The 20516-nt window shown below is 67.0% G+C and carries 12 protein-coding genes; 11 read left to right on the top strand and 1 reads right to left on the bottom strand.

Annotated features, from left to right (window positions below):
• Positions 1–343 precede the first annotated feature (343 nt).
• The 11 genes from THESUDRAFT_RS07610 to THESUDRAFT_RS13460 all read left to right on the top strand — a co-directional run bounded on the left by THESUDRAFT_RS07610 (position 344) and on the right by THESUDRAFT_RS13460 (position 18925).
• Positions 344–2608: a SpoIID/LytB domain-containing protein gene (locus THESUDRAFT_RS07610; RefSeq protein ID WP_156821760.1), complete on the top strand. Its 2265-nt coding sequence runs from the start codon at positions 344–346 to the stop codon at positions 2606–2608.
• Between the two features lie 409 nt (positions 2609–3017).
• Positions 3018–4199, top strand: a complete 1182-nt coding sequence (locus tag THESUDRAFT_RS07605) for a glycosyltransferase family 4 protein (protein ID WP_006904187.1) — start codon at positions 3018–3020, stop codon at positions 4197–4199.
• Between the two features lie 170 nt (positions 4200–4369).
• Positions 4370–6019, top strand: a complete 1650-nt coding sequence (locus tag THESUDRAFT_RS07600; RefSeq protein ID WP_006904186.1) for an O-antigen ligase family protein — start codon at positions 4370–4372, stop codon at positions 6017–6019.
• A gap of 168 nt (positions 6020–6187) precedes the next feature.
• Positions 6188–7390, top strand: a complete 1203-nt coding sequence (locus THESUDRAFT_RS07595) for a CDP-glycerol glycerophosphotransferase family protein (protein WP_006904185.1) — start codon at positions 6188–6190, stop codon at positions 7388–7390.
• On the top strand, positions 7354–8418 hold the full coding sequence (locus THESUDRAFT_RS13730) for a phosphocholine cytidylyltransferase family protein (RefSeq protein ID WP_006904184.1): 1065 nt from the start codon (positions 7354–7356) through the stop codon (positions 8416–8418). The genes THESUDRAFT_RS07595 and THESUDRAFT_RS13730 overlap by 37 nt, the downstream gene beginning before the upstream one ends.
• The gene (locus THESUDRAFT_RS07585; protein WP_006904183.1) at positions 8396–9502 is read left to right on the top strand and encodes an iron-containing alcohol dehydrogenase; all 1107 of its coding nucleotides are present in this window, start codon (positions 8396–8398) and stop codon (positions 9500–9502) included. The genes THESUDRAFT_RS13730 and THESUDRAFT_RS07585 overlap by 23 nt, the downstream gene beginning before the upstream one ends.
• Before the next feature lie 42 nt (positions 9503–9544).
• Positions 9545–11305, top strand: a complete 1761-nt coding sequence (gene murJ / locus THESUDRAFT_RS07580; RefSeq protein WP_006904182.1) for a murein biosynthesis integral membrane protein MurJ — start codon at positions 9545–9547, stop codon at positions 11303–11305.
• 73 nt (positions 11306–11378) lie between these two features.
• Positions 11379–12155 carry a CDP-alcohol phosphatidyltransferase family protein gene (locus THESUDRAFT_RS12355; RefSeq protein ID WP_006904181.1) on the top strand — a complete coding sequence of 259 codons (777 nt, stop codon included), beginning with the start codon at positions 11379–11381 and terminating at the stop codon, positions 12153–12155.
• A gap of 113 nt (positions 12156–12268) precedes the next feature.
• Complete coding sequence (locus THESUDRAFT_RS15045) at positions 12269–13414, top strand: NAD(P)/FAD-dependent oxidoreductase (protein WP_006904180.1); 1146 nt, start codon at positions 12269–12271, stop codon at positions 13412–13414.
• Positions 13415–13477: 63 nt separating this feature from the next.
• A complete protein-coding gene (locus THESUDRAFT_RS07565; RefSeq protein ID WP_040827273.1) occupies positions 13478–13942 on the top strand; it encodes an NUDIX hydrolase in 465 nt (154 codons plus the stop codon).
• 474 nt (positions 13943–14416) lie between these two features.
• Positions 14417–18925 (top strand): AAA domain-containing protein, encoded by a 4509-nt coding sequence (locus THESUDRAFT_RS13460; protein ID WP_006904178.1) that lies wholly within the window; start codon positions 14417–14419, stop codon positions 18923–18925.
• A gap of 158 nt (positions 18926–19083) precedes the next feature.
• Here the strand turns inward: THESUDRAFT_RS13460 and THESUDRAFT_RS07550 are convergent, their stop codons facing one another.
• Entirely contained in the window at positions 19084–20463 is a 1380-nt protein-coding gene (locus THESUDRAFT_RS07550) for an IS1182-like element ISTsu3 family transposase (RefSeq protein ID WP_006904177.1), read from the bottom strand.
• Positions 20464–20516: the final 53 nt, after the last annotated feature.

Here is a 20516-nt window from a genome sequence, read left to right as displayed (position 1 = left end):
TACAGGGCCGCACGGCCGGCTGGGCTGCCAGCGGCAACGGCGTTCGGGCGGAAGGCTTGCCTGGCTTGCGTCGGCAGTCTCGGTGTCCCTCATGCTCAGCTTCGGTCCGCTCGCGGGCGCCAGCTCGCATGTTCCCTCCACTTCCGCCAAGGTGTCCCCCAAGGCAGTGGGTAGTCCCGTACTCCAGGCCCATGGATTGGTATGGACGGGGCAGGCCTGGGAACTCACCGCTCCTGAGGGTCGCATGAGGCTGGCCCTGCCTGAGGGGGCGCAGGCCGTACAGTTCGTGGTCCCGCAGGGTGGGCCCGTTCTGCAGGTACCACAGGGGGCCGAGGTTCGGATCGTGGATGTCGTTCCGGGCGGGCTGGTCCATGAGGTGGTCGTTCCGCCCGGGGCGGCGGAGGTCACCCTCGCCTTCGCAGAGGTGCCCGGCGAAACCACCCAGCCTCGGGTGGGGCCCGTCGTGGTGGGGACGGCCGGGGGTGCTGCTACGAAAGTCTCCGCTAAGACCGCCGGTTGGACGCTTCAGGCGAGCGGCGATTCCCAGGTCACGGGCACCAATGGGGACGCGTCGACGAGCACCGGTGGAAGTGATTCCGGGACAAATCCGGGTGGTGGCGGGGACGCGGCGGCCGGTTCGGCGACCACCGCAGAATCGGGTGCCACGGCCGATTCGGGTACCACCCCTGCGGGCGGGTCGGGGGAGGGGACGGGCGCCACGGCCACGGGGACTGACGCATCGGCGTCCGGGGCGTCCGCCACGGCGACATCGACCCAGCCGAACCCCAACACGGACTGGGTGCGGTTCTTCGGCGGGGGGTACGGCCACCGGACCGGGATGTCCCAGCGGGGTGCCCAGGGGCTTGGAAAGCTGGGGGTGCCTTATCGGGACATTCTGGCCCACTACTACCCCGGGGCTGAGCTGGTCAAGCGTAATACGGCCGACGCCAAGCAGCAGGTGCGGGTTGGGCTCTCTTTGGATGAAAACGGTGTCCAGAGCGGTTCGCCCCAGCCACGTCTGCTTTGGGTGGTCGACGTGCCGGATGGTGCGACCCTGGAAGGGGCGAGCACCCAAGCGCTACCGGCCGGCACGTACAACGTGACCTTCGATGCAGCCGTAGGATTCCGCTGGGCATCGCAGGCGACCGGCGGGCCGGTGTTCGAGCTCCGCGGCAAGCCCGCCTCCTCGGGTTCGACCACCGAGCGACTCGAGCTGGTGATTCCCCAGGGCAAGACGGCCCAGCTGCACTACCCGCTGACGAATTGTGACGTAAAGTCCGAACACGCCTTCCGCGGCTGCCGCGATTACGAAGGGCGACTGGAGTTTGAGGCGCCGAAGAAGGTGGGGAGCAGCAATGCGGGCATCATCGTCCGGAACAAGGTGAGCCTCTACGACTACCTGGTCGGGGTGGTGCCCCACGAGTCGCCGGCGTCCTGGTCCGTCGAGGCCCTGAAGGCGCAGGCGGTGGCGGCCCGGACCTATGCCGCCCGGCAGAACTTCGGCCTGACCACGAACCTGGTGGATTCGACGTACGACCAGGTCTTCTATGGGCGGTACAGCGACAAGACCTACCGGCCGAAGATCGAGCAGGTGGTCCAGGCCACCGACGCCCAGGTCTTGATGTACGGCGGGGCGCTGATCTCTGCCAACTTTACCGCGGGCAACGGCGGGTACGTGGCGTCCAACACCGAGGCCTTCGGCGACGGGACGGGAGAGCCTCTGCCCTACCTGCGCGGCCGGGAAGACCGGTTCGTCCTGGCCGACGGCACCGCCATCACGCCGGAGTTCTACCAATATAAAGGGACAAGCTATGAGGACACCTACTTCCGCTGGCGCCGGGACGTGTCCCTCACGGTGATCGAGAAGTTGTGGCCCGAGATCGGTACGCTGCAGCGCATCGAAGTCCCCGAGGGGGCGCGAAACCCCGACAGCATGACGCCGAGGGTTATTCGGATCACCGGCAGTGCGGGCAGCGTGGAGGTCCTGGCCCGGGTCTTCCGGTCGCGGGTGGGCCTGCCTTCGGCCTTCCTCTTGCCGGACAAGCTCTACCCCCGGGAGTTCACCGACGTGGCGGGCGCTCTGAAGGAGGATGTCAACCGCGCCTACCAGGCGGGGCTGGTGGACGGGGACCTGTGGGCCCGGTTCTACCCCGAGGAGAAGCTGACCCGGGGTGCCTTCACCAAGATGATCGTGGAGGCGCTGGAGAGGCTGCGCGGCGGCCCACTGCCCAAGGGTGAAGAGCCGCCGAACTTCTCCGATGTGCAGCCCGGCCAGGCGTTCTATGACTACATCTTGAAGGCCTATACGGCGGGGATCATCAACGGTTACAGCGACGGCAGCTTCGGCTACGACAAGCCGATCAACCGCCAGGAGGCGGCGGCCATCCTGAAGCGGGCGTTTGGCTTGCCCGTGCAGCCCGAATCCTTCAAGGATGTGCCGGATAACGGCGCCTTTGCCGGAGCCATCGGTGCTGTCTCGGCGGCCGGGATCATGAAGGGCATCAGCGACACCAGGTTCGCACCCGGTGAGACCATGACGCGGGCCATGGCGGCGGCGGTGGCGGTGCGGGGGTTCGAGTACTGCTGGGCGGGCAACTGCCAGCCTTGACCGCGCACGCTGGAGATGGGCTTCCGCCCCTTGCCGCCGCGGGTGCGATCACCACGAGGGAGGCCAAACCCGGCCTCCCTCGTGGCATGAACACGGACCCAGGGGACGCTGGGCATGTTGACCTTCGCGCCCAGGCGGCCGGCATGGTACCCTGAGGGCGCAACCGGCATGGCGCACGCCGGCTGCGGTGGGGGGCCACGGTCATGGCGCCCTTGTGAAGCAGGCGGGGCATGGCCGAGTGCCGTCCCGGCCGGGACCGGCACGCGCCGCCGGCACGCCGCCACCGTGAAGCGGCTAGGCCGTCGCCTCCGTGCCGCGCTACCTTAAGTCACTGGTCCCTGGCCCTGCGCCTCCGGCGGGCCAGTTCGCGCCCGTTCGACACGAAGGGTATGGGCGGGAGGTTCGAGGATTGCGGATTGTCCTCGCCACCAGTTACCAGTTTCCCCACCAGGGCGGGCTGTCGACCCATGTGGAGCTGCTCTCCCGGGGCCTGGCTGCCCAGGGGCATGAGGTCCGCATCCTGTCCTTCAACAACTTCCCGCCGCTACACCACGTGGCCACCCGGGGGCCCTCGTGGGTGCTCAACCGCCTGCGCCGCGGCTGGGGCACCACCTGGAGCAGCGCCATGCGTGCCCGGTTCCTCACCCATCTCCTGCGCCGGGAGGCGGGCTGGCTCGACGCCCTGAACGTGGAGGATCCCATGGCGGCCGTTGCGGCCCAGCGGGCCGGTCTGCCTTACGTCTACACCGTGCACGGCTACGCCACGGGCGAGCACCTGGCCGCGCGCCGCATCCGGCCGGGGACGCGCCCCGAAGCGTGGCACCTGGATCTGGAGAGGCGGGCCCTAGCGGGGGCGGCCCACGTGGTCACCGTGGACGAGCGGCTGCGCCGCCACGTGGAGCAGCTGGGCGCAGCCGGCCGGGTGACGGTGATCCCCAACTTCGTCGACGGCAGCTGGCCCGACCAGGCGCCGCCGCCCGCGGAGGCCCGGCGGAGGCTGGGGATTCCGGACGGAGTCTTCGTGGTCCTCTGCCCCCGGCGCCTGACCCCCAAGAACGGGGTGGCCTATGCCGTTCAGGCCATGGCGGCGGTGCGGGACGGGCGGGTGCCCTGGCCGGAGGGCTCGCGCCCGCTGCTGCTGGTGGTGGGCCACGGTCCCCAGTGGGCGGAGCTGCGGGCCGCGGTCCAGGGCGGGCGGCTGGACGACCTCTGCCGGCTGGAAGGCGGCCGGCCCCATGAGGCGATGCCGGCGTACTACGCCGCCGCCGACGCCGTGGTCATCCCCTCGGTGCACGAGGCGGGAGTGGAGGAGGCCACCTCCATCAGCGCCCTGGAGGCCATGGTCTTCGGGCGGCCGGTGGTGGCGTCGGCCGTGGGCGGGCTCAAGGAGATCGTCCGCGATGGGGTGACGGGGAGGCTGGTGCCCGACCGGAACCCCCTGGCCATCGCCCGGGCCCTGGCCCAGCTGGCGGCCGAGCCCGCGCGGGCCCGGGCCCTGGGCGCCGCCGGCCGGGACTACGTGCTGGAGCACCATTCCCACCTGGCGGCGGCGCGCCGGTTCGTCGAGTTGTACCGCCGCTGGCTGGGGTGACTCCGGCGCCCTGACCTTTCCTGAAACTGGAATCCCGGCTGCCGGCCGATCGACAGGGACCGGGCAAGGCCGGGGCGAAATCGATCTTCTTGATTTGTTGCGTTCTTGCCTGACGCCCATCCACCACGGGAAAGGGTGAGCCTATGGCCCGGCACCGGACGGCAACAGCGATGTCCTACGGAAAAGGCGAAGGCCGGCGCGGGCCGGCCGTGGCGGGCGCCCGCCGCGCCCAGCCCCGGGGACCGTCGCACCTGGCGGTCCAGGGCATCCGCCTGCTGATGGCGGTGGCCATCCCCTACCTGGCCTTTCGCTTCGTTCTGGTCGATTTCGTGTGGTCGCCCCTGCGCTGGCTGAGCGACCTCTTCTCCGCGGGTCTTGGCGGCCTGGCCGTCCTGGCCCTGCTGTCGGATCCCGCGTTGCGGCGATCCTTCTGGCCCGCCCGGGGCGGGACGAACCGGCTGGCCTGGGCGCTGGTCGGGGCCGTCGGCCTGGCGGTCCTGGCCGTGGTGGCCTCGTCGGTGGTGAATGGCCGGGGCCTGATGGACCTGGCCACCGGCATCCGCAGCCTGGTCCTATGGTCCACCCTGCTGCTCGGCGCGGCCACCGTGGAGGCTTGGGAAGCCGCCCACGGGCCGTGGACGCGGGGGCCGGAGCGGAGCCGCAGCCGCGGGGCCGCGGCGGGTGCGGGATCGCAGGGCGGGGGCCGGAACCGGAATCGGGCCGCCTCCAGGGCTCAGGCCGGCGCCGCCACCGGATGGAGCGCGGGGGCTGTAGGGGCGCCGCGGCGGGTGGCTGGCGAGCCCACCGCCGAGGGTGTGGCGGCCCTGGCCGGTTCGTCCGGCGCGTGGATGAGCTCCCTCTGGCGCTGGATGATCGGGCTGGCGGTGTTCATGGCGGCCGTCGAGGTGGCCGGGGTGCTGCTGGCGGGCTGGTTCGGGCCGTGGAAGTGGGTGGTCACCCTCACCGGGTCCAACGTGGGGCGGGCCGTCGGCTTGATGAAGAACCCCAACACCCTGGGGTGCTTTCTGGTGCTGGGCTTGATCCTGCACTGGCCGCGCTGGGCCACGGCGGTGGCCGAGCGGCGGCGGGACTGGGGCGCGTGGGGGATCGCCATCCTGCTGATCGTGGGGCTGGCCTTGACCTACTCGCGCCAGGGCTGGCTGGCCCTGGCACTGGCCCTGGTGGCTGCGGGCTGGCTGGCGCGCCGGGTGATCCCCCTCCGGGTCACCGCGGTACTTTTGGCCGTCACCCTGGTGGTGACGGTGATCGCCACGGTGTTGCCGGTCCCCATCTGGAGCGTGCTGGCCCGCGGCGGCGAAGGTGGCGCCGGGGCGACCCGGGGCCTGCAGATCGAGCGCCTGCGGGAGACCTTCGACGAGGAAACGGTGGAGTTGTCCCGGGCGTCGGGACGGCTGGCCATGGTGCGCTATGCCATGGCGATGCTCCGCGATCACCCGGTCTTTGGCGTGGGGCCGGGCCGGGTGGGGGGCGCGGGGGCGCTGCGGCCGGATCCCGAGATCCGCGAACGTTACCAGATGCCCGACTACGCCTATGCGGACAACCAGTACGTGCGCACGGCCATGGAGCTGGGCGGACTGGGTCTGCTGGGTTTGGGCGCCATCATCCTGTCGACGCTGGCCCTGGCCTACCGGGCGGTGGCCTTCGATTGGCTCCTGGGAGCGGCGGGGACGGCGGTGGTCGTGGCGATGGTAAGCTTTGGCTTGGGTCAGAATTCCTGGGAAAATCAGCCCCTGGCCTCGGTATACTGGCTCGTGCTCGGAGCGGCGTGGATGCTGCAGCGCCAGCGGGAGCGGGCCTGAAACGTCCCAGGGCGGCCCGCGAACGGCGGGCCCCAGGGTAGCTCCCGTAGGCCTGGGCTGGATCCCGTTTCGCAGCAGGCCCTGAAGGGACTTCGCCTTCCGAGAGGCCGCAGCCGGTGGGCCGGAGAAGCAGCAGGTCGGAGAGCCGGAGGGAGACGACCGGCGGGGATGTCCTGGATCTGGCGGGTGGGGCGGCGGCTGGCCGGGGTGGCCGAACGGTTGCTGGTGCTCCTGGATGCCCTGGTGCCGAAAAAGCGCCAGGTGCTCTTTTCGGCCAGCAACGGGTGGACCTATTCGGACAACGCCCGGTACCTCTATGAATACATGGCGGCCCGCGGGGGCGAGCGCCTGATCTGGTGGTTCCATGATCGGGACCTGGTCCGGTGGGCGGAGCAGCGGGGCATGGAGGCGGTCTTCGCCCGCAGCCTGCGGGGCCTGTGGACCGCCCTGCGCAGCGGCGTGTGGGTGATGGACCACGGACCGCTGCTCCCAGCCTGGGATCCGCGCCGGCGGATCACCGTCCAGCTCTGGCACGGGGTGGGACCCAAGCGGGAACCCGCCCGCACGGCGCCCGAGCGGGTGGTGCGCAAGCAGCGGGAGTTCTTCGCCCGGTACGACCTGGTCACCACCCCTTCCCGGGAAGTGGCCCCCGAGTGGGGGACCACCATCCCCCTGAAGCCGGGCGCCCTGGTGCTGGACGGCTACCCGCGCCACGATGCCTTGCTGCGCGACACGCGGGAGGCTGCCCGCGCCCGGATCGCCCGGGCGCTGGGCATGGCGGCCGAGGCGCTGCCCGAGCCGGTGGTGCTCTACGCACCCACCTGGCGGGAGCAGGGGATCGAAGCGGAGCCCGACTGGGACCGGCTGGCGCCGCTGCTGGAGCGGGCCGGGGCGCTGGTTCTCCTGCGGACCCACCCGCTTTATTCCCGCTGGCGGCCCGCCCGGGTGGGCGGGCGGCTGCGGCCTTTCCACCGGGATGTGGCGCCCGACATCTACGAGTACCTGGCCGGGGTCGACGTGCTGATCACCGACTACTCGAGCCTCGGCGTTGATCTTCTCGTGCTGCGCCGGCCCATCATCTTCTACGTGCCCGACCTGCACGAGTACGATGAGGCTCGCGGCGTCCACTGGCCCTTTCCCGACGGGTTTCCCGGCGACGTGGCGCGGACCATGGACGAACTGGCCGCCGTCCTGGAGCACGTCCTGCTCCACGGGCGCCTGACGGAGGCGGGGGCCCGCCGCCAGGAGGAGCTTTATGCGCGCTACTTTGCCCAGCCGCCGGGTCAGGCCTGTGCCCGGCTGGCAGGGCGGATCGAGGAGCTGATGAACCGGCGATGGCCACCGAGACGGGCGGGATCCACCCGCCGATGAATGCGCTGATCCTGGCGGCAGGCGTGGGCAGCCGCCTGGGCGAGCTGACCCGGGAGCGACCCAAGGCGCTGTTGCCCCTGGGTGCAGAGGGTGGGGCGGTGGGCAGAGGGGATGGGAACCCGGCCCCGTCCGGACCGGCGGCGAGCTGTGGCGACCGGACCGCCTTGGAACTGGCGGAGGCCGCTGCCGGGACTGCGACGGCTGCCCCGGGGACCGGTGAGGCCGCTTCGGCGACCGCGGCGGCTGCCCCGGGGACCGCGGGGGACCCTCCGGGGACCGGGGCGCCGCCGGAGCCGGCGGCGGCCACAGCCGCCGTGCCACCCCGTCCGGTGACCTTCCTCGACCACTCCCTGGCGTGCCTCGCCGCCCATCCGGTGGAGCGGGTCTACATCGTGGGCGGCCACGCCTTCGGCGCCCTGGAGGCCCACGTGCAGGCTCGGTGGGGGGAGGCGCTGCGGGCAGGCCGGATCGTCCTGCGCCGGTTCCCCGATTACCAGACGGTGAACAATGCGGGCACCGTGTACTTCGCCCGGGAGGCCTTCGAGCAGCCCTGCCTGCTGCTGAACTCGGACATCGTCTACCACCCGGCCATTCTGGCGCGGGCCGTGGCCCAGGTGCTGGCGGAGCCGGATCAGTCCTTCATGGTGGTCGACGGCACCGTCCACCTGGCGGAAGAGGAGATGAAGGTGGCGCTGGACGGGGCCGGGTTCATCCGGGCGGTGAGCAAGCAGCTGCCGCCGGGGGAGTCGGCGGGCGAGTACATCGGCATCCTTTACCTGACGCCGGCCGACGCCGCCCGGGTCCTTGACCTGACCGCCCAGGTGCTGGCGGCCGGTACCACCCACCTTTATTACGAAGACGCGATCCACCGCTGCCTGGGGGCGATCCGGCTGCGGCCGCTGTTTATCGACGGGTTGCCCTGGACGGAGGTCGACACGCCCGAGGACTACCGGCGCGCCCAGGCGGTGTACGCGTCCTTCGCGGAAAGCGGGGAGGGCGGCGCCGGTGCGGCCGGCTCGGCGCATTGAGGTCAGCCGGGTCCTCAAGGTGGTGGAGTCGACCGCCGAGGCGGCGCGGCGGCTGGCCGAGGCCCTGGACCTGCTGGGCGTGACCCGGGCGGTCGTGCTGGCGGGACCCGGACGAACCCGGCTCCTGGCCGAAGCCCTGCTGGCGGACCTGGCCCGGGCCGGATGGGGCCACGGGAGCCGTGCAGCGGGCGAGCCCGCAGGCGGCGACGGCTTTCGGAGGCTGGTGGGGCCCTGGGTGGCCGCCGCCCCGACCCAGGCCGAAAGCGCCCGCCTGGCTGCCGCGGTGCGGGAGGTGGCGGCGGACGGCCTGGTGGCCATCGGGGGCGGCAGTGTGCTGGACACCGGCAAGCACGTGGCGGCCCAGCTGGACCTGCCGCTGGTGGCGGTGCCGACCCAGATCTCCCACGACGGCATCGTCTCGCCGGTGGCGGTGCTGCGGGGCGACGACAACCGCAAGCACAGCCTGGCGGCCGCCATGCCGGCGGCCGTCATCGCGCCGCTGCACTGGATCGGCCAGGCGCCGCGGGCTATGGTCCTGGCGGGCATCGGCGACCTGCTTTCCAACCTGTCCGCCGTGGAGGACTGGCGGCTGGCCGCCGACCGGGGCCGCGATCAGTTCGACGACTTCTCCGCCTTCCTGGCGCGCCACGCCGCCCGCTCGGTGCTGCGGGTGCTGGCCGCGGGGCAGGCCATCGACGACCCCGCCTTCGTCGTCGAGCTCCTGGAGGGCCTGATGCTGAGCGGCCTGGCCATGGCCATCGCGGGGACAAGCCGCCCCTGCAGCGGCAGCGAGCATCTGGTGAGCCACGCCATCGACTACCTGCTGGGCGGCGTGGCGGCCCACGGCTTGCAGGTGGCGGCGGCTACGGCGCCCATGCTGCGGCTTCAGGGGCAGGACGAGCTGGCCCGCGAGGTGGAGGCGGTCTACCGGCGTCTGGGCATCCCGGGCAACCTGGCAGCCCTGGGCCTGGACCAAGAGGCCATCGCCCGGGTCGTGGCCCAGGCGCCGGCCATGCGCCCGGGCCGGTTCACGGTCCTCGACGTGGTGGAACCCGCCGAAGCGGTGCGGTGGTTGCACGGCTAGGGCCCTGTGGAGGGGCCTTGGCATGGGGACGGAGGCTTGACCTTGTCGCGACAGCGGCTGGCCCGTTCCGTGGGCCTGTTCGTCCTGCTGACCACCATCGGCCGCCTGCTGGGGTTCGGCCGGGAGATGGCGCTGGCCGCCGTCTTCGGCGCCAGCGACGTCAGCGACGCCTACACCATCAGCTTCTCGATTCCCGGGGTGCTGTTCGTCGCCTTCGGCACGGCCATCACCACGGTGATGGTGCCCATGCTGGCGGCCCACCGGGGGCGGGGCGACCTGGACCGGTTCCGGCGGCTGGCCTGGACCCTGTTCCACACCCTGCTCCTGCTGCTTCTCATCCTCCTGGCCGTGGCGATGCTGGGGTCGGGGTGGCTGGTGCGGATCTTCGCGCCGGGGTTCACCGGCGAGCAGTTTGAACTGGCCCGGCGGCTCACCCTGATCATGCTGCCCGGCATCGTCTTCATGGGCATGGAGGGGTGGATGGAGGGGGTCCTCAACGCCAGCAAGCGCTTCACCGCGCCCGCCGCCGCCTCCATCCCCATGAACCTGGTGCTGATCGGCGCCACCTGGTTCCTCGGCACCCGCTACGGCATCGAGGCGGTGGCCTGGGGAAGCCTGGCGGGCTTTGCTTCGCAGGTGCTGCTCCAGTGGGGGGCCCTGCGCCGGGCGGGTGTGGGCTACCTGCCCGTCCTGGATCTGGGTGACCCCGAGCTGCGGGTGGCGGGGCGGAGGACCCTGCCCGTGCTGCTGGCCACGGCGACCCGCCAGGCCAGTCAGGTGGTGAACCGGGCCCTGGCCTCGGGCCTTCCCGCCGGCAGCGCCGCGGCCCTGTCCTTCGCGTACCGGGTCTACCAGCTGCCCCTGGGCCTGCTGGCCATCCCCCTGGTGACGGTGCTGTACCCGGAGATGGCCGAGCAGGGCTCCCAGCAGCGCCTCAGGGCCCTTTCGTCCACCATGAACCGCGCCCTGCGCCTCTTGACCTTCGTCATGGCGCCCATCACCGTGGGGACGGTGCTGCTGCGGGAGGACATCACCGCCCTGGTGTACCAGCGGGGCGCCTTCGACCGCATGGACACCCTGATGACGGCCACGGCCCTGTGTTTCTACGGGTTGGGGATGGTGCCCTTCGCCTGGCGCGAGCTTCTGGCGCGGGCCATGTACAGCCTGGGCGATACCCGGACACCCGCCACCAACGGCATGATGTCCATGGGGCTGAGCATCGTCCTCGCCCTGGTGCTGGTACGGTTCCTGGACCACGGCGGCATCGCCCTGGCGACGGCGCTGGCCACCTGGTGGGCGGCCGTGGTCCTGATCCTGCGGCTGCAGCGCCGGTACCGCGACCTGCGGTTCCGCTCCCTGGCCGTCGGGGTGCTGCAGGCGGCAGTGGCCACGGCGGTGATGGGTGGGGCGATCGCCCTGCTGCGGGTGCCGGTGCTGGCTGCTGCCGGCCGGTGGCTGGGGGCAGCGACCCACGGTGCGGCCGGAGCGCCGGGGGCCGCCGGGGCCGCGTTGGCGGTCGTGGCACCAGGGGCATCCGTGGCGCCGGGAGCGGTCGACATCGCCGCCCTAGGGTTTTTGCCACGCCTTGCCGGCACCCTGGTGCTGGTCGCGGTGGGGGCTGCCGTGTATGCTTTGATGCTGGTTCTACTCCGGGTGGAAGAGCGGACCTACGTGCTCGATCTGGTGCGGCGCCGGGGCCGGGGCAGCCACCCGAGCCGCGGCGCCAGCGGCACCGGCAGCGGCGGCCAGGAGGTGGCTCCCGGGGCCGCGGCTGAGGCCGCTCGGTCGGACGACCGCGACTGAGGCTGCTCGGCCGGGCGAACCCAGCCGCCGCGCCGGAACCGAGGGCGAGGCCTGACAAGGAGGCAAGGGTGGGGTGGAGCGGGAGAACGTCTCGGGAGGACAGGGCACGCCGAGGGAGACCGAGGCGGAACGCCGCCGGGCCATGGTCAAGGCCGTCGACAGCTGGTGGACGGTGCTGGTGATCGATCCCCTGGCGGTGCCCATGACCGTATGGATCGCCCGGCATACCCGGCTGACGCCCAACGCCGTGACCGCCATCGCCAACGTCATCGGCCTGGGGGCCGGCCTTGCCTTTCTGGGCGGGATGCTGTGGCTTGGGGCCCTGCTCTACCAGGTGGCCTTCCTTTTCGATTGCATCGACGGCAAGCTGGCGCGCTACAAGCGGATGAGCTCGCCGGTGGGCGCATTCCTCGACTGGATCTTCGACCGGTCCATGGACGTCTACGCCGCGGTGACCCTGGCCGTGGGTGGTTGGCGGCAGGCGGGCGACGACAGCCTGCTCATCGCCGGGCTCATCTGGCTCGGTCTCTTCTGCATTCGTTACCTGATGGTGCAGCGGCGGCACGTGCTGCTGGGCTTTGGCCGGGAGCCGGAGGAATCGGTCCGGCAGTCCGTGGCCCGCGGGGGTTTGGGGCGCCGCTGGCTGGAGTTTTGCCGGCGCCACCGGCTCTACCCCGTGCCGAGCAACATCGAGATCTTCCTGGTGACCTTCACCGTGTTTCCGCTCTTGAACCGGCCTTTGTGGGGGTTTGCGCTGGGGGCGGCCGCCTTTGCCTTCCTCTCGGTGACGGGGCTCCGCACAGTGCTGAAGGAGCTGGGGAGGGTGGCGAGGCAGGAGGCCGCCCATTAGGGCGGAGAACAAGCCACAGAACACACCGGTCAAAGCCATGGCCCGCCGTGCAGGTACGGTTCGGTTGGGCTGGGGCGCGGTGGGGCATCGCACCAGCGCAGGGAGGCGAAGCCATGAACCTGTACGACGTGGTCGTGGTGGGGGCCGGGCTGGCGGGGCTGCAGAGCGCCCGCCTGCTGGCGGGGCGAGGCCTCAAGGTCCTGCTGCTCGACCGCAAGCCCCGGGTGGACCGGTTCGTCCACACCACAGGCATTTTCGTGCGGAAGACGCTGGAGAGCTTTGACCTGCCCGCCGATTGCCTCGGGCCGGTGGTGCGGGACGTGGTGCTGTATTCCCCGGCGGGGCGGGCCCTTCACCTGTCGAGCCCCCATGACGAGTTCCGCGTGGGCCGGCTGCGGCGCCTGTACGCCCGGTGGCTCGACGAGGCGGTGGGGGCCGGCGCCCACTGGGCCGGCGGCACACGGTTTCTGGGCTCCGAACCGGGTCGAACCAGCCGGGTCCACCTGGAGACGGGAGGGCGCCGCTGGGCGGTGGGGGCCCGGTTTCTCATTGGCGCCGACGGCTGCCAGTCGGCGGTGGCCCGGGACCTGGGACTTGACGTGAACCGGGAGTGGATCGTGGGCGCGGAGGAAGTCTACCGGGGCGTGCCGCTGGACGGCCCGCCCGCCTTCCACTGCTACCTCGACCCGCGGCTGGCGCCGGGGTATCTGGCCTGGGTGGTCCACGACGGGGAGGAGGTCCACGTGGGCACGGGGGGCTATCCCGACCGCTTGCACGTCACCACCGCCCTGGCGGCCTTCAAAGAACGCGTGGCTCCCCGTTTGGGCCTCAAGAGGGGCCGGATGGTGGAGCGGCGGGGCGGCCGCATCCCCGTGGGCGGTGTTCTGCGGCGCATCGCCTGCCCGCGGGGGCTTTTAGTGGGCGATGCGGCCGGAGCCGTGTCGCCCCTGACGGCCGGCGGTCTCGATCCGTGCCTGCGGCTGTCCGACCTGGCGGCCCACGTGGTGGCGGCCTACCTGGACCGGGGCGACCCCCGCATTCTGGGGCACTACCACGGCGGCGCCTTCCAGCCCCGCTTCCTCTCCCGGCGCTGGATGCGGCGGGTCCTGGCGACCTTCCGGCATCCCCTGTGGTATGAGCTGGCCTGCGCTGCCTTTCGTCGCACGCCTTTGCGCCGGCTGGCCTGGCAGGTGTTTTTCGGCCGCGGTTCGTTCCCCGATGTGGAGCCGCTGAAGGCGGCGCTGGGGGTGGGGGTGTGAGGCTTGGCGAGGGCGATGGATAGGAGGCTTCCGCTTCGGAACGCGGTGCAGGAGGCGAGGGTGGTGCAGAAGAACCGGCCAGCCATTGTCGCCGTCTCCGCCTACATTACGAATGACAAGGGAGAGGTTCTGCTGGTAAAGAGTCATGCCCGTGCCGGCACCTGGGAGTTGCCGGGCGGGCAGGTCGAGGCGGGGGAGGCGCTCGACCAGGCGATCCAACGCGAGGTACTAGAAGAGACAGGTGTTGCCATCCGCCTCATCGGAATCAGCGGCGTTTATTACAATGAGACCAAGAATGTCATCAATATTGTATTCCGGGCGGAATATGTTAGGGGCAGCCTTTCTCCCCAGCCCGAAGAGATTCAAGCGGCACGGTTTGTGCTGCTCGACGCGTCCAACGTTGATCAGTATCTCACATGGCCGCACTTGAAATCCCGGGTGCTCGATGCGATGAAGGGGGCAACGGTCGTTCCGTACGAAACATGGGCCATGGAACCGAGCCGCCGCGTCGCGCGAGTGGAGCGGTAACCAGCGCCAGACCCCACCACCAGCCCACAGCACCGGCTCCTGGTGCCTGCCCACTGCGTAAGCTTCGGGGCCCTCGCCGTCGGACACCGCCTGCCAGAGTTGTTGGCCAAGGTCTCCACCGGAGCGCGGCACGACGACGTCATCGAGGTCGCGGAGCAGGGAGTGGCCGCCCGAGGACGGTTAGGCGCCTATTGAGGGAAGCGCCTGCCTCAGACACGCTGTTGAATTCCGTCAAGCCCCCACCAGGGATTCGTCCCGCGGGCAGGGCGGGGTTCTTGTTCTGGCAGGAGGTGCCTGTACGGTTCGCTTGAGCGAGCGTCAGCGGTAGGAGCCATTACCATGACGCTACTTGTCATTGCCCGTGGGATAAGGTGTAAATTAACTTATTGAGACTGTCTGGTAGAACAGACTCGAATTAGCACAAGCCAGAAGTGGCGGGGGGCAACCTTGGCCCAAAGAGGAGGGACTCAGCAGGTGGGCCATAATGAGGTACGGCAGCGAGCGTTGCGCCTGTTTAAGTTCTTACTGGAATTCGCCATGGTCCGCTTCCCCTATGCACGACACCTAGACGAACTACAGTGGAAGTTGTTTCTGAACGAACTACCGAACCACCCGTCTTTAAACGTCAACTGGTGGGTGGCTGGCAGCGACGACACGGAGGAAGGGGCCCCGCGTTCAGACGTACTGGTGAGAATCCGCAGGCCGCGGATCACCAGGCCACCTGCGCCACCCCACGTTCTCCAAGACTGGATCAAAGATCCGTACGATGACCCCTTTAAAGAACCGCAGGTCCATACTGAGAAGACCTTTCAGGGGACTGATGGGCGGTCCCTTGTGGTTCGCTTTGAAAGCGATCCTGCGCGCCAAAGGGCTTTGAAGAACTGGATGGCGGAATGGAGGGAATGGGCAAAGAAGGAGCAGCCTGCTAGGCAGGCCATGAAGGTATATGAGCGCTTCCACGAACTCTATGGCGTGCGACAGAGAGAAGGCGAACGATATGAATTGATTCTGGGTGACGGTATCCTCTTTTGGAGATGGGGTACCGGGTCGATCTATTTCCCGCTGATTACCTTGCCCGTTCAACTGGACTTTGATCCAAACGTCCCGGAGTTTGTTGTGCGCGAGACAGGCCAAAATCCCGACTTTTATTCAGCACTTCTGCGTGATACTCCTGTTACAAACCCTGATGTTCCAGCCTCCATACGTGATGATATCGCCCGCGGCCGTGTTGTATGCCATCCGCTGGAGACGTTGGAAACAAGTGCGTTTTTGAAGAGGGTTGCCCGCTCGTTGTCTGCCGATGGTGAGTTTCTTGACCGTCCGGTGGACCCCCGGTCTGTTCAGGGACATGCTCCCCATATCTGGCGCTCGGCCGTGTTATTCTTACGGCCCCGGGCACAAACTTACGCCAGGTCAATTGAACGCATTATCGCTGATCTCCAAAATCGAGAGTCGATCCCGTCAGCACTATCTTATGTCATTGGGTTAGGAGGCGACGAACAACGTAACTCGCGAGCACATGACCAAGTTGAACCACCTAACCCTCTCGAAGTCGATCTCTCGGAAGATATATTGTTTACCAAACCATGGAACCAGGAGCAAGTTCAGATTGCATCCCGTCTTGACCGGTACGGCTGTGTTGTAGTCCAGGGTCCGCCGGGCACGGGAAAGACACACACTATCGCGAACTTGATCGGGCACTTGTTGGCCCAAGGGAAGTCGGTTCTTGTCACGGCCCACACATCCAAAGCGTTGAACGTTGTCCGGAACCACATCCCGGAAGCTCTACGAAGCTTGGTCGTGTCCTTGCTGGACAACGATTTGGCCAGCAGACGAGAGCTTGAGGATGCTGTTTACGCAATCACCGAGAGATTAAATGATTACGCACCTGGCCTATTGCGAGAAGCCGAGACTCTCGATCAACAACGGAAGAAGCTCATCCAAGAGATAAAGAGTCTAAGATTGGAACTGGCCGATGCGGTCGCAGGTGAATACCGGGACATCGTTGTTGGTGGGAACTCCTATACGCCTTCTCAAGCTGCCCGCTTAATAGCCGAGGGGACAGGTCGCCATGATTGGATACCTGGTCCTGTTATTCCCGGCGCCGCGCTGCCACTTCGACAAGATGAACTGATTGAACTGTATTACTCGAACGAGTCTGTATCGCCGAACGACGAGCGCGCGGTGGCCGAAACGTTACCGGATCCGGACGATCTGATAACACCTGAACAGTTTAACGCGGCGCTGGGCGTACTGGAACGCCCCGTTGAAGGACACCGGCCGGAGTGGTGGTCTCGAGAACACCAGGGCGCCGAGAGTGCAGTGTTTGAGGATCTTGCTGCCCACGCGGAGTCCATCGGCAAAAACCTGTGTGAAGCTCAGAACTGGCAAATTGCTCTGGTGGAAGAAGGCCAAATTGGAACTTTTTCTGGGGTCATTGAGGAACTCTTGGAGCAGGTCGACGATATTGAGCGTAAACTCGCAATCAACGCCCGTCTACTCGTTGAGCACCGGCCGGTGTTGCCTTCGGGGTGGACTTTAGAAGAAGCTGAGCACCTGGCAAACGAGATTGCCCGCCTTGCCGAAGCGTCGGGTGGCCGGATTACGTTTGCGCAACGGATAAGGTACCGGCGCTTTATTCAGGCTGCTCGAGTGGCAGCGGGTGTTCCAACGACGGCGGATCATTTTAAAGCGCTGGCGGCGCAATCTCGCCTAATGCGCGATAGGCAGCGTCTACTGCACTCTTGGGAATACTTAATCACGGCAAAAGGCGGTCCTTCACCAGAGTCGCTAGGTACGGAACCTGAACGGACCTTGCGCCACGTCGCCCCGGAGCTGCGCCGCTGGTTGCACTATAACGAAACCATTCAGCGTCTATGGAGTGATCTCCGCGAACGCGGCTTTGTCGGACCGACAACGGCCGACGTTGGTCTTGTAACGGATATGGCGGAACGATGGCGCGCCTTGGGAGAGTTTCTTGCTGGCCCTATCGCGGAAGCCGTGCGAGCCGCCGCAATGGTTGGCCGTCAGAATGAGGCGAGGAAGTTGATTCTTGATGCCCGGGCGCGTCTTGAGGAGCTGGGGGATGGCCAGCTTATAGTCGAGCTCCGGGATTCTTTGAGCCGGCTGGATGGCGCGGCATACAGAAAGGCGTACGATCGACTGTCAGAACTTCACCGGCGTCAGAAGGATATCTACCGGCGTCAGGAACTCCTCAAGCGGCTGGAGGCTGTGGCGCCGGCTTGGGCCGCAGCGATTCGCAAACGAGAAGGTCTTCACGGTCAGACCCAAGTTCCCGGTGATGTTACGAAGGCCTGGTTGTGGCGTCAGCTGTACGAAGAGATCCTGCGCCGGTCGGACCGTTCCGTTGAGGAACTGCAGGCCCGTTTACAAGCGCGGATGCAGCACCTGTATGAGATGACTTCACGGATTGTGGAGAAGCGAACATGGGGATATCGAATTCAACAAACGACTCCTGAGCAGAAACAAGCGCTAGTTGGTTGGCTAAATACGGTACGTCGGATTGGAAAGGGAACTGGTAAATCGGCACCTCGCCTTCGCGCAAGGGCTGCGGAATTGCTGTCGGAAGCCAAAGACGCTGTTCCCGTGTGGGTCATGCCCCTTGCTCGTGTGGCAGAACAAATCAATCCAGCCAAAACCCATTTTGATGTGGTCATTATTGATGAGGCCAGCCAATGTGATGCACTTGCATTAATTGCACTGTACCTAGCAGACCAGGTAGTGGTTGTTGGTGACCATGAACAGGTCAGTCCCGAAGGGGTAGGGATGGATCTTGGAGTGCTCGAACAGCTTCAGCGCGAATACTTGGCAGGAATTCCAAATGACCACCTGTACGATGGTCGCCGCTCCATCTACGACATTGCAAGAGAGTCGTTCGGAGGTGGCGTTCTGCTAACGGAGCACTTCAGATGTGTTCCAGAGATCATTCAATTTAGTAACGTTCTCTCTTATCAGGGAAGGATTAGGCCACTTCGCGAGTCTGCCAACGTGCGGATCAAGCCGCCGGTTGTTCCTCATCGGGTGAATGGAACATCAGATAAGTTGCGTAACGAATCGGAAGCGCGGGCCATTGTGTCCCTCGTATTGGCGATGATGCAGCACCCCGCGTACAAGGGCAAAACCATTGGTGTTATTTCGATGGTGGGTGAGGAACAAGCCCGTTACATAGAACAATTGCTTCGTCGCTTTCGGATTGAGAGGCCGAAAGAATTTGAGGGGTGTAAACTACTATGCGGTACACCTGCTCAGTTTCAGGGCGATGAGAGAGACGTTGTGTTGCTCTCAATGGTTGATAGCCCGCAACCTGGGAAGCAGCTGCCGCTAAGAAGCGACGAGCGATTCAAGCAGCGTTTCAATGTAGCCGCCAGTCGAGCCCGGGATCAGCTCTGGGTCGTTTATTCACTGGATCCGGCTCGTGACTTGAGAGAGGACGATCTGCGCCGACGACTGATTGAATATGCGGTGACTGCGTATTCCAATCCGGCTGCTGTTCTGCGGATGGTCGAAATTGAGGAAGAGAGGGTCGAGTCGCCCTTTGAAAGGGAGGTTTTTGAATGGCTCGTGCGTGCCGGCTATCATGTGCGGTCTCAATATGCCGCGGGATGCTATCGCATTGATCTAGTAGTTGAGGGCGATGGGGGCCGTGTTGCTATTGAGTGTGACGGGGATCGTTACCACACTTTGGAGCAGATTCCCTACGACCTAGCGCGGCAGGCGGTGCTGGAACGCATGGGGTGGAGGTTTATCCGGATTCGCGGTTCGGAGTTTTTCCGTAACAAGACGGGAACGATGGAGCGAGTCATTCGCCAGATTAAAGCCCTCGGGATCGAACCGAGCGTTCGCCAGGCGGACGTCGCCTCAGCGGACGTCACGGCATCGCCATATGCGCTTGTTGATGAGATTCGCCGTATGGCTCAGGAAATCGAACGGGACATGATGGATTCTGAAATGGCTGCGGATTGAGCACCGGTCGTGCGCCAGCCCGCGGTGTTGGATGGAAACACGTGTGGCGTCAAGCGGCTAGCAGCCCGTGTTGGTAATGCCGTTGGCCCTCGAAGTCGCTGGTCTTTGAAAACGTCAGACGGCCGCGCCCAGGCATGGGAGCGGTCGGTACCCCTTGCTCAGGAGGTGGCGATCGCCTCCATCCGGCGGGCAAGCGCGTGGTGGCGCCAGAGCTTCATGAGGTTGAAAGCGGTACAACTGAAGAGCCACTCGAAGCGGGCTTTCGACAGCCCACGGAGAAGCAGCTGCCGGAGTCCCATAGCTTCTTTGAGGTGCCCAATGACCGGCTCCACCGAGCACTGGCGGAGTTTGTAGCGGCGGCGCCCCCGAACGGTTCGCAGTTTGCGGCGCATCCGGTCCCTGGCCGTCATGTGTTTTGGCATCCGCCCCCGGGGTGGCTGGCGTTGGCGCCATTCCGTATGACGGATCTTATCCGGCGGGATGAAGGCTTCGACACCCCGCTCCTCCAGAGCCTGGAGGTTGGCGTCGCTGTAATAACCGGCGTCGGCGGAAAGCTCCCTGGGGTGGCACCCGGTGTTGACCTCGACTTGTTGCAGCTGGCCCAGGAGATGAGGCGCGTCGGCGGCCTGGTTCGTCAGGTCCGCCGCCACGATGACGTGCGTTTCCGCGTCCACGGCCAGTTGGGCGTTGTAACCCTGGATGAAGGCCTTGTCGGCGCTGCGCAGGATCCGCGACTCGGGGTCGGTGAAGTTGATTTGATCCTTGTCGGCCGGGAGGGGGTCGGACGGGGCTTGCTTGCGGCGGGAGCGGCGCCCCTTCTTCGCCGCCTCCGCCTCCCGCGCCGCTTCCTTGGCTTCGGCCTCGGCCCGGGCCCGCTGCTCCAGCCGGGCCTTGGCCGCCTGAATCGCCTTCAGCCGCTTTTCCGCCGTGGCCAGCTCGGGAGGCAGGCGCCAGCCACTGTCGGAGCCGTGTTCGTCATCCTCCGCCCGGTCGTTGGCCTCAACCTCTTCCAAGTAGCGCCGGATCTCCTCCGTCAGGCGCCGTTCCTCCTCCTTCATCCGGCCGTAGCTCATGGCGCTGTGCTTGGAGGCGTAGGCCTTGAGCTTGGTCCCGTCCACCGCCACGTGCCGGAGCTTCACCAGCCCCGCCTCCTGGGCCAGGCGAACCGACTGGACAAACAGCCGGGCCAGGGCTTCATGGTGCCGGCGCCGGAAATTCGACAGCGTCCAGTGGTCGGGCTGCTGATTCGCCGCAAGCACCCGGAAGCCCACGTCTTCGTACAGGGCCCGCTCCAGGCGCCGTGAGGAGCGGATGCCCCGCATGTACGCGTACACCCACACCTTGACCATCATGCGCGGTTCGTAAGGGGGCTGGCCCCGGCGCTCGGTGTAGTCGTTGTAGACCGCTGACAGGTCGAACTGGTCGACCACCTGGCTGATGAAATGGACCGGGTGATCCTCCGGGAGCCACTCGTCCAGCGCAGGAGGCAGGATCATGAGCTGATGGGGTTGGTAGTCCCGAAACTTCTTCCTGTTCATAGTCTTTCTTCTTCGGCATGTCAGCCGAAAAATACTGCCCGATCGCCTGGCTG

It is taken from the genome of Thermaerobacter subterraneus DSM 13965, assembly GCF_000183545.2.
GTDB classification, from domain to species: Bacteria; Bacillota; Sulfobacillia; order Thermaerobacterales; family Thermaerobacteraceae; genus Thermaerobacter; species Thermaerobacter subterraneus.
The sequence above is the reverse complement of the archived record's forward strand: the minus strand, read 5'-3'. Positions and strand labels throughout refer to the sequence as shown.

What these genes read in the sequence shown, in the direction of transcription:
- THESUDRAFT_RS07600 (WP_006904186.1), top strand. Translation starts at nt 4,370, where the DNA reads ATGTCCTACGGAAAAGGCGAAGGCCGGCGCGGGCCGGCCGTGGCGGGC.
- THESUDRAFT_RS07595 (WP_006904185.1), top strand. Translation starts at nt 6,188, where the DNA reads ATGTCCTGGATCTGGCGGGTGGGGCGGCGGCTGGCCGGGGTGGCCGAA.
- THESUDRAFT_RS13730 (WP_006904184.1), top strand. Translation starts at nt 7,354, where the DNA reads ATGGCCACCGAGACGGGCGGGATCCACCCGCCGATGAATGCGCTGATC.
- THESUDRAFT_RS15045 (WP_006904180.1), top strand. Translation starts at nt 12,269, where the DNA reads ATGAACCTGTACGACGTGGTCGTGGTGGGGGCCGGGCTGGCGGGGCTG.
- THESUDRAFT_RS07550 (WP_006904177.1), bottom strand. Translation starts at nt 20,463, where the DNA reads ATGAACAGGAAGAAGTTTCGGGACTACCAACCCCATCAGCTCATGATC.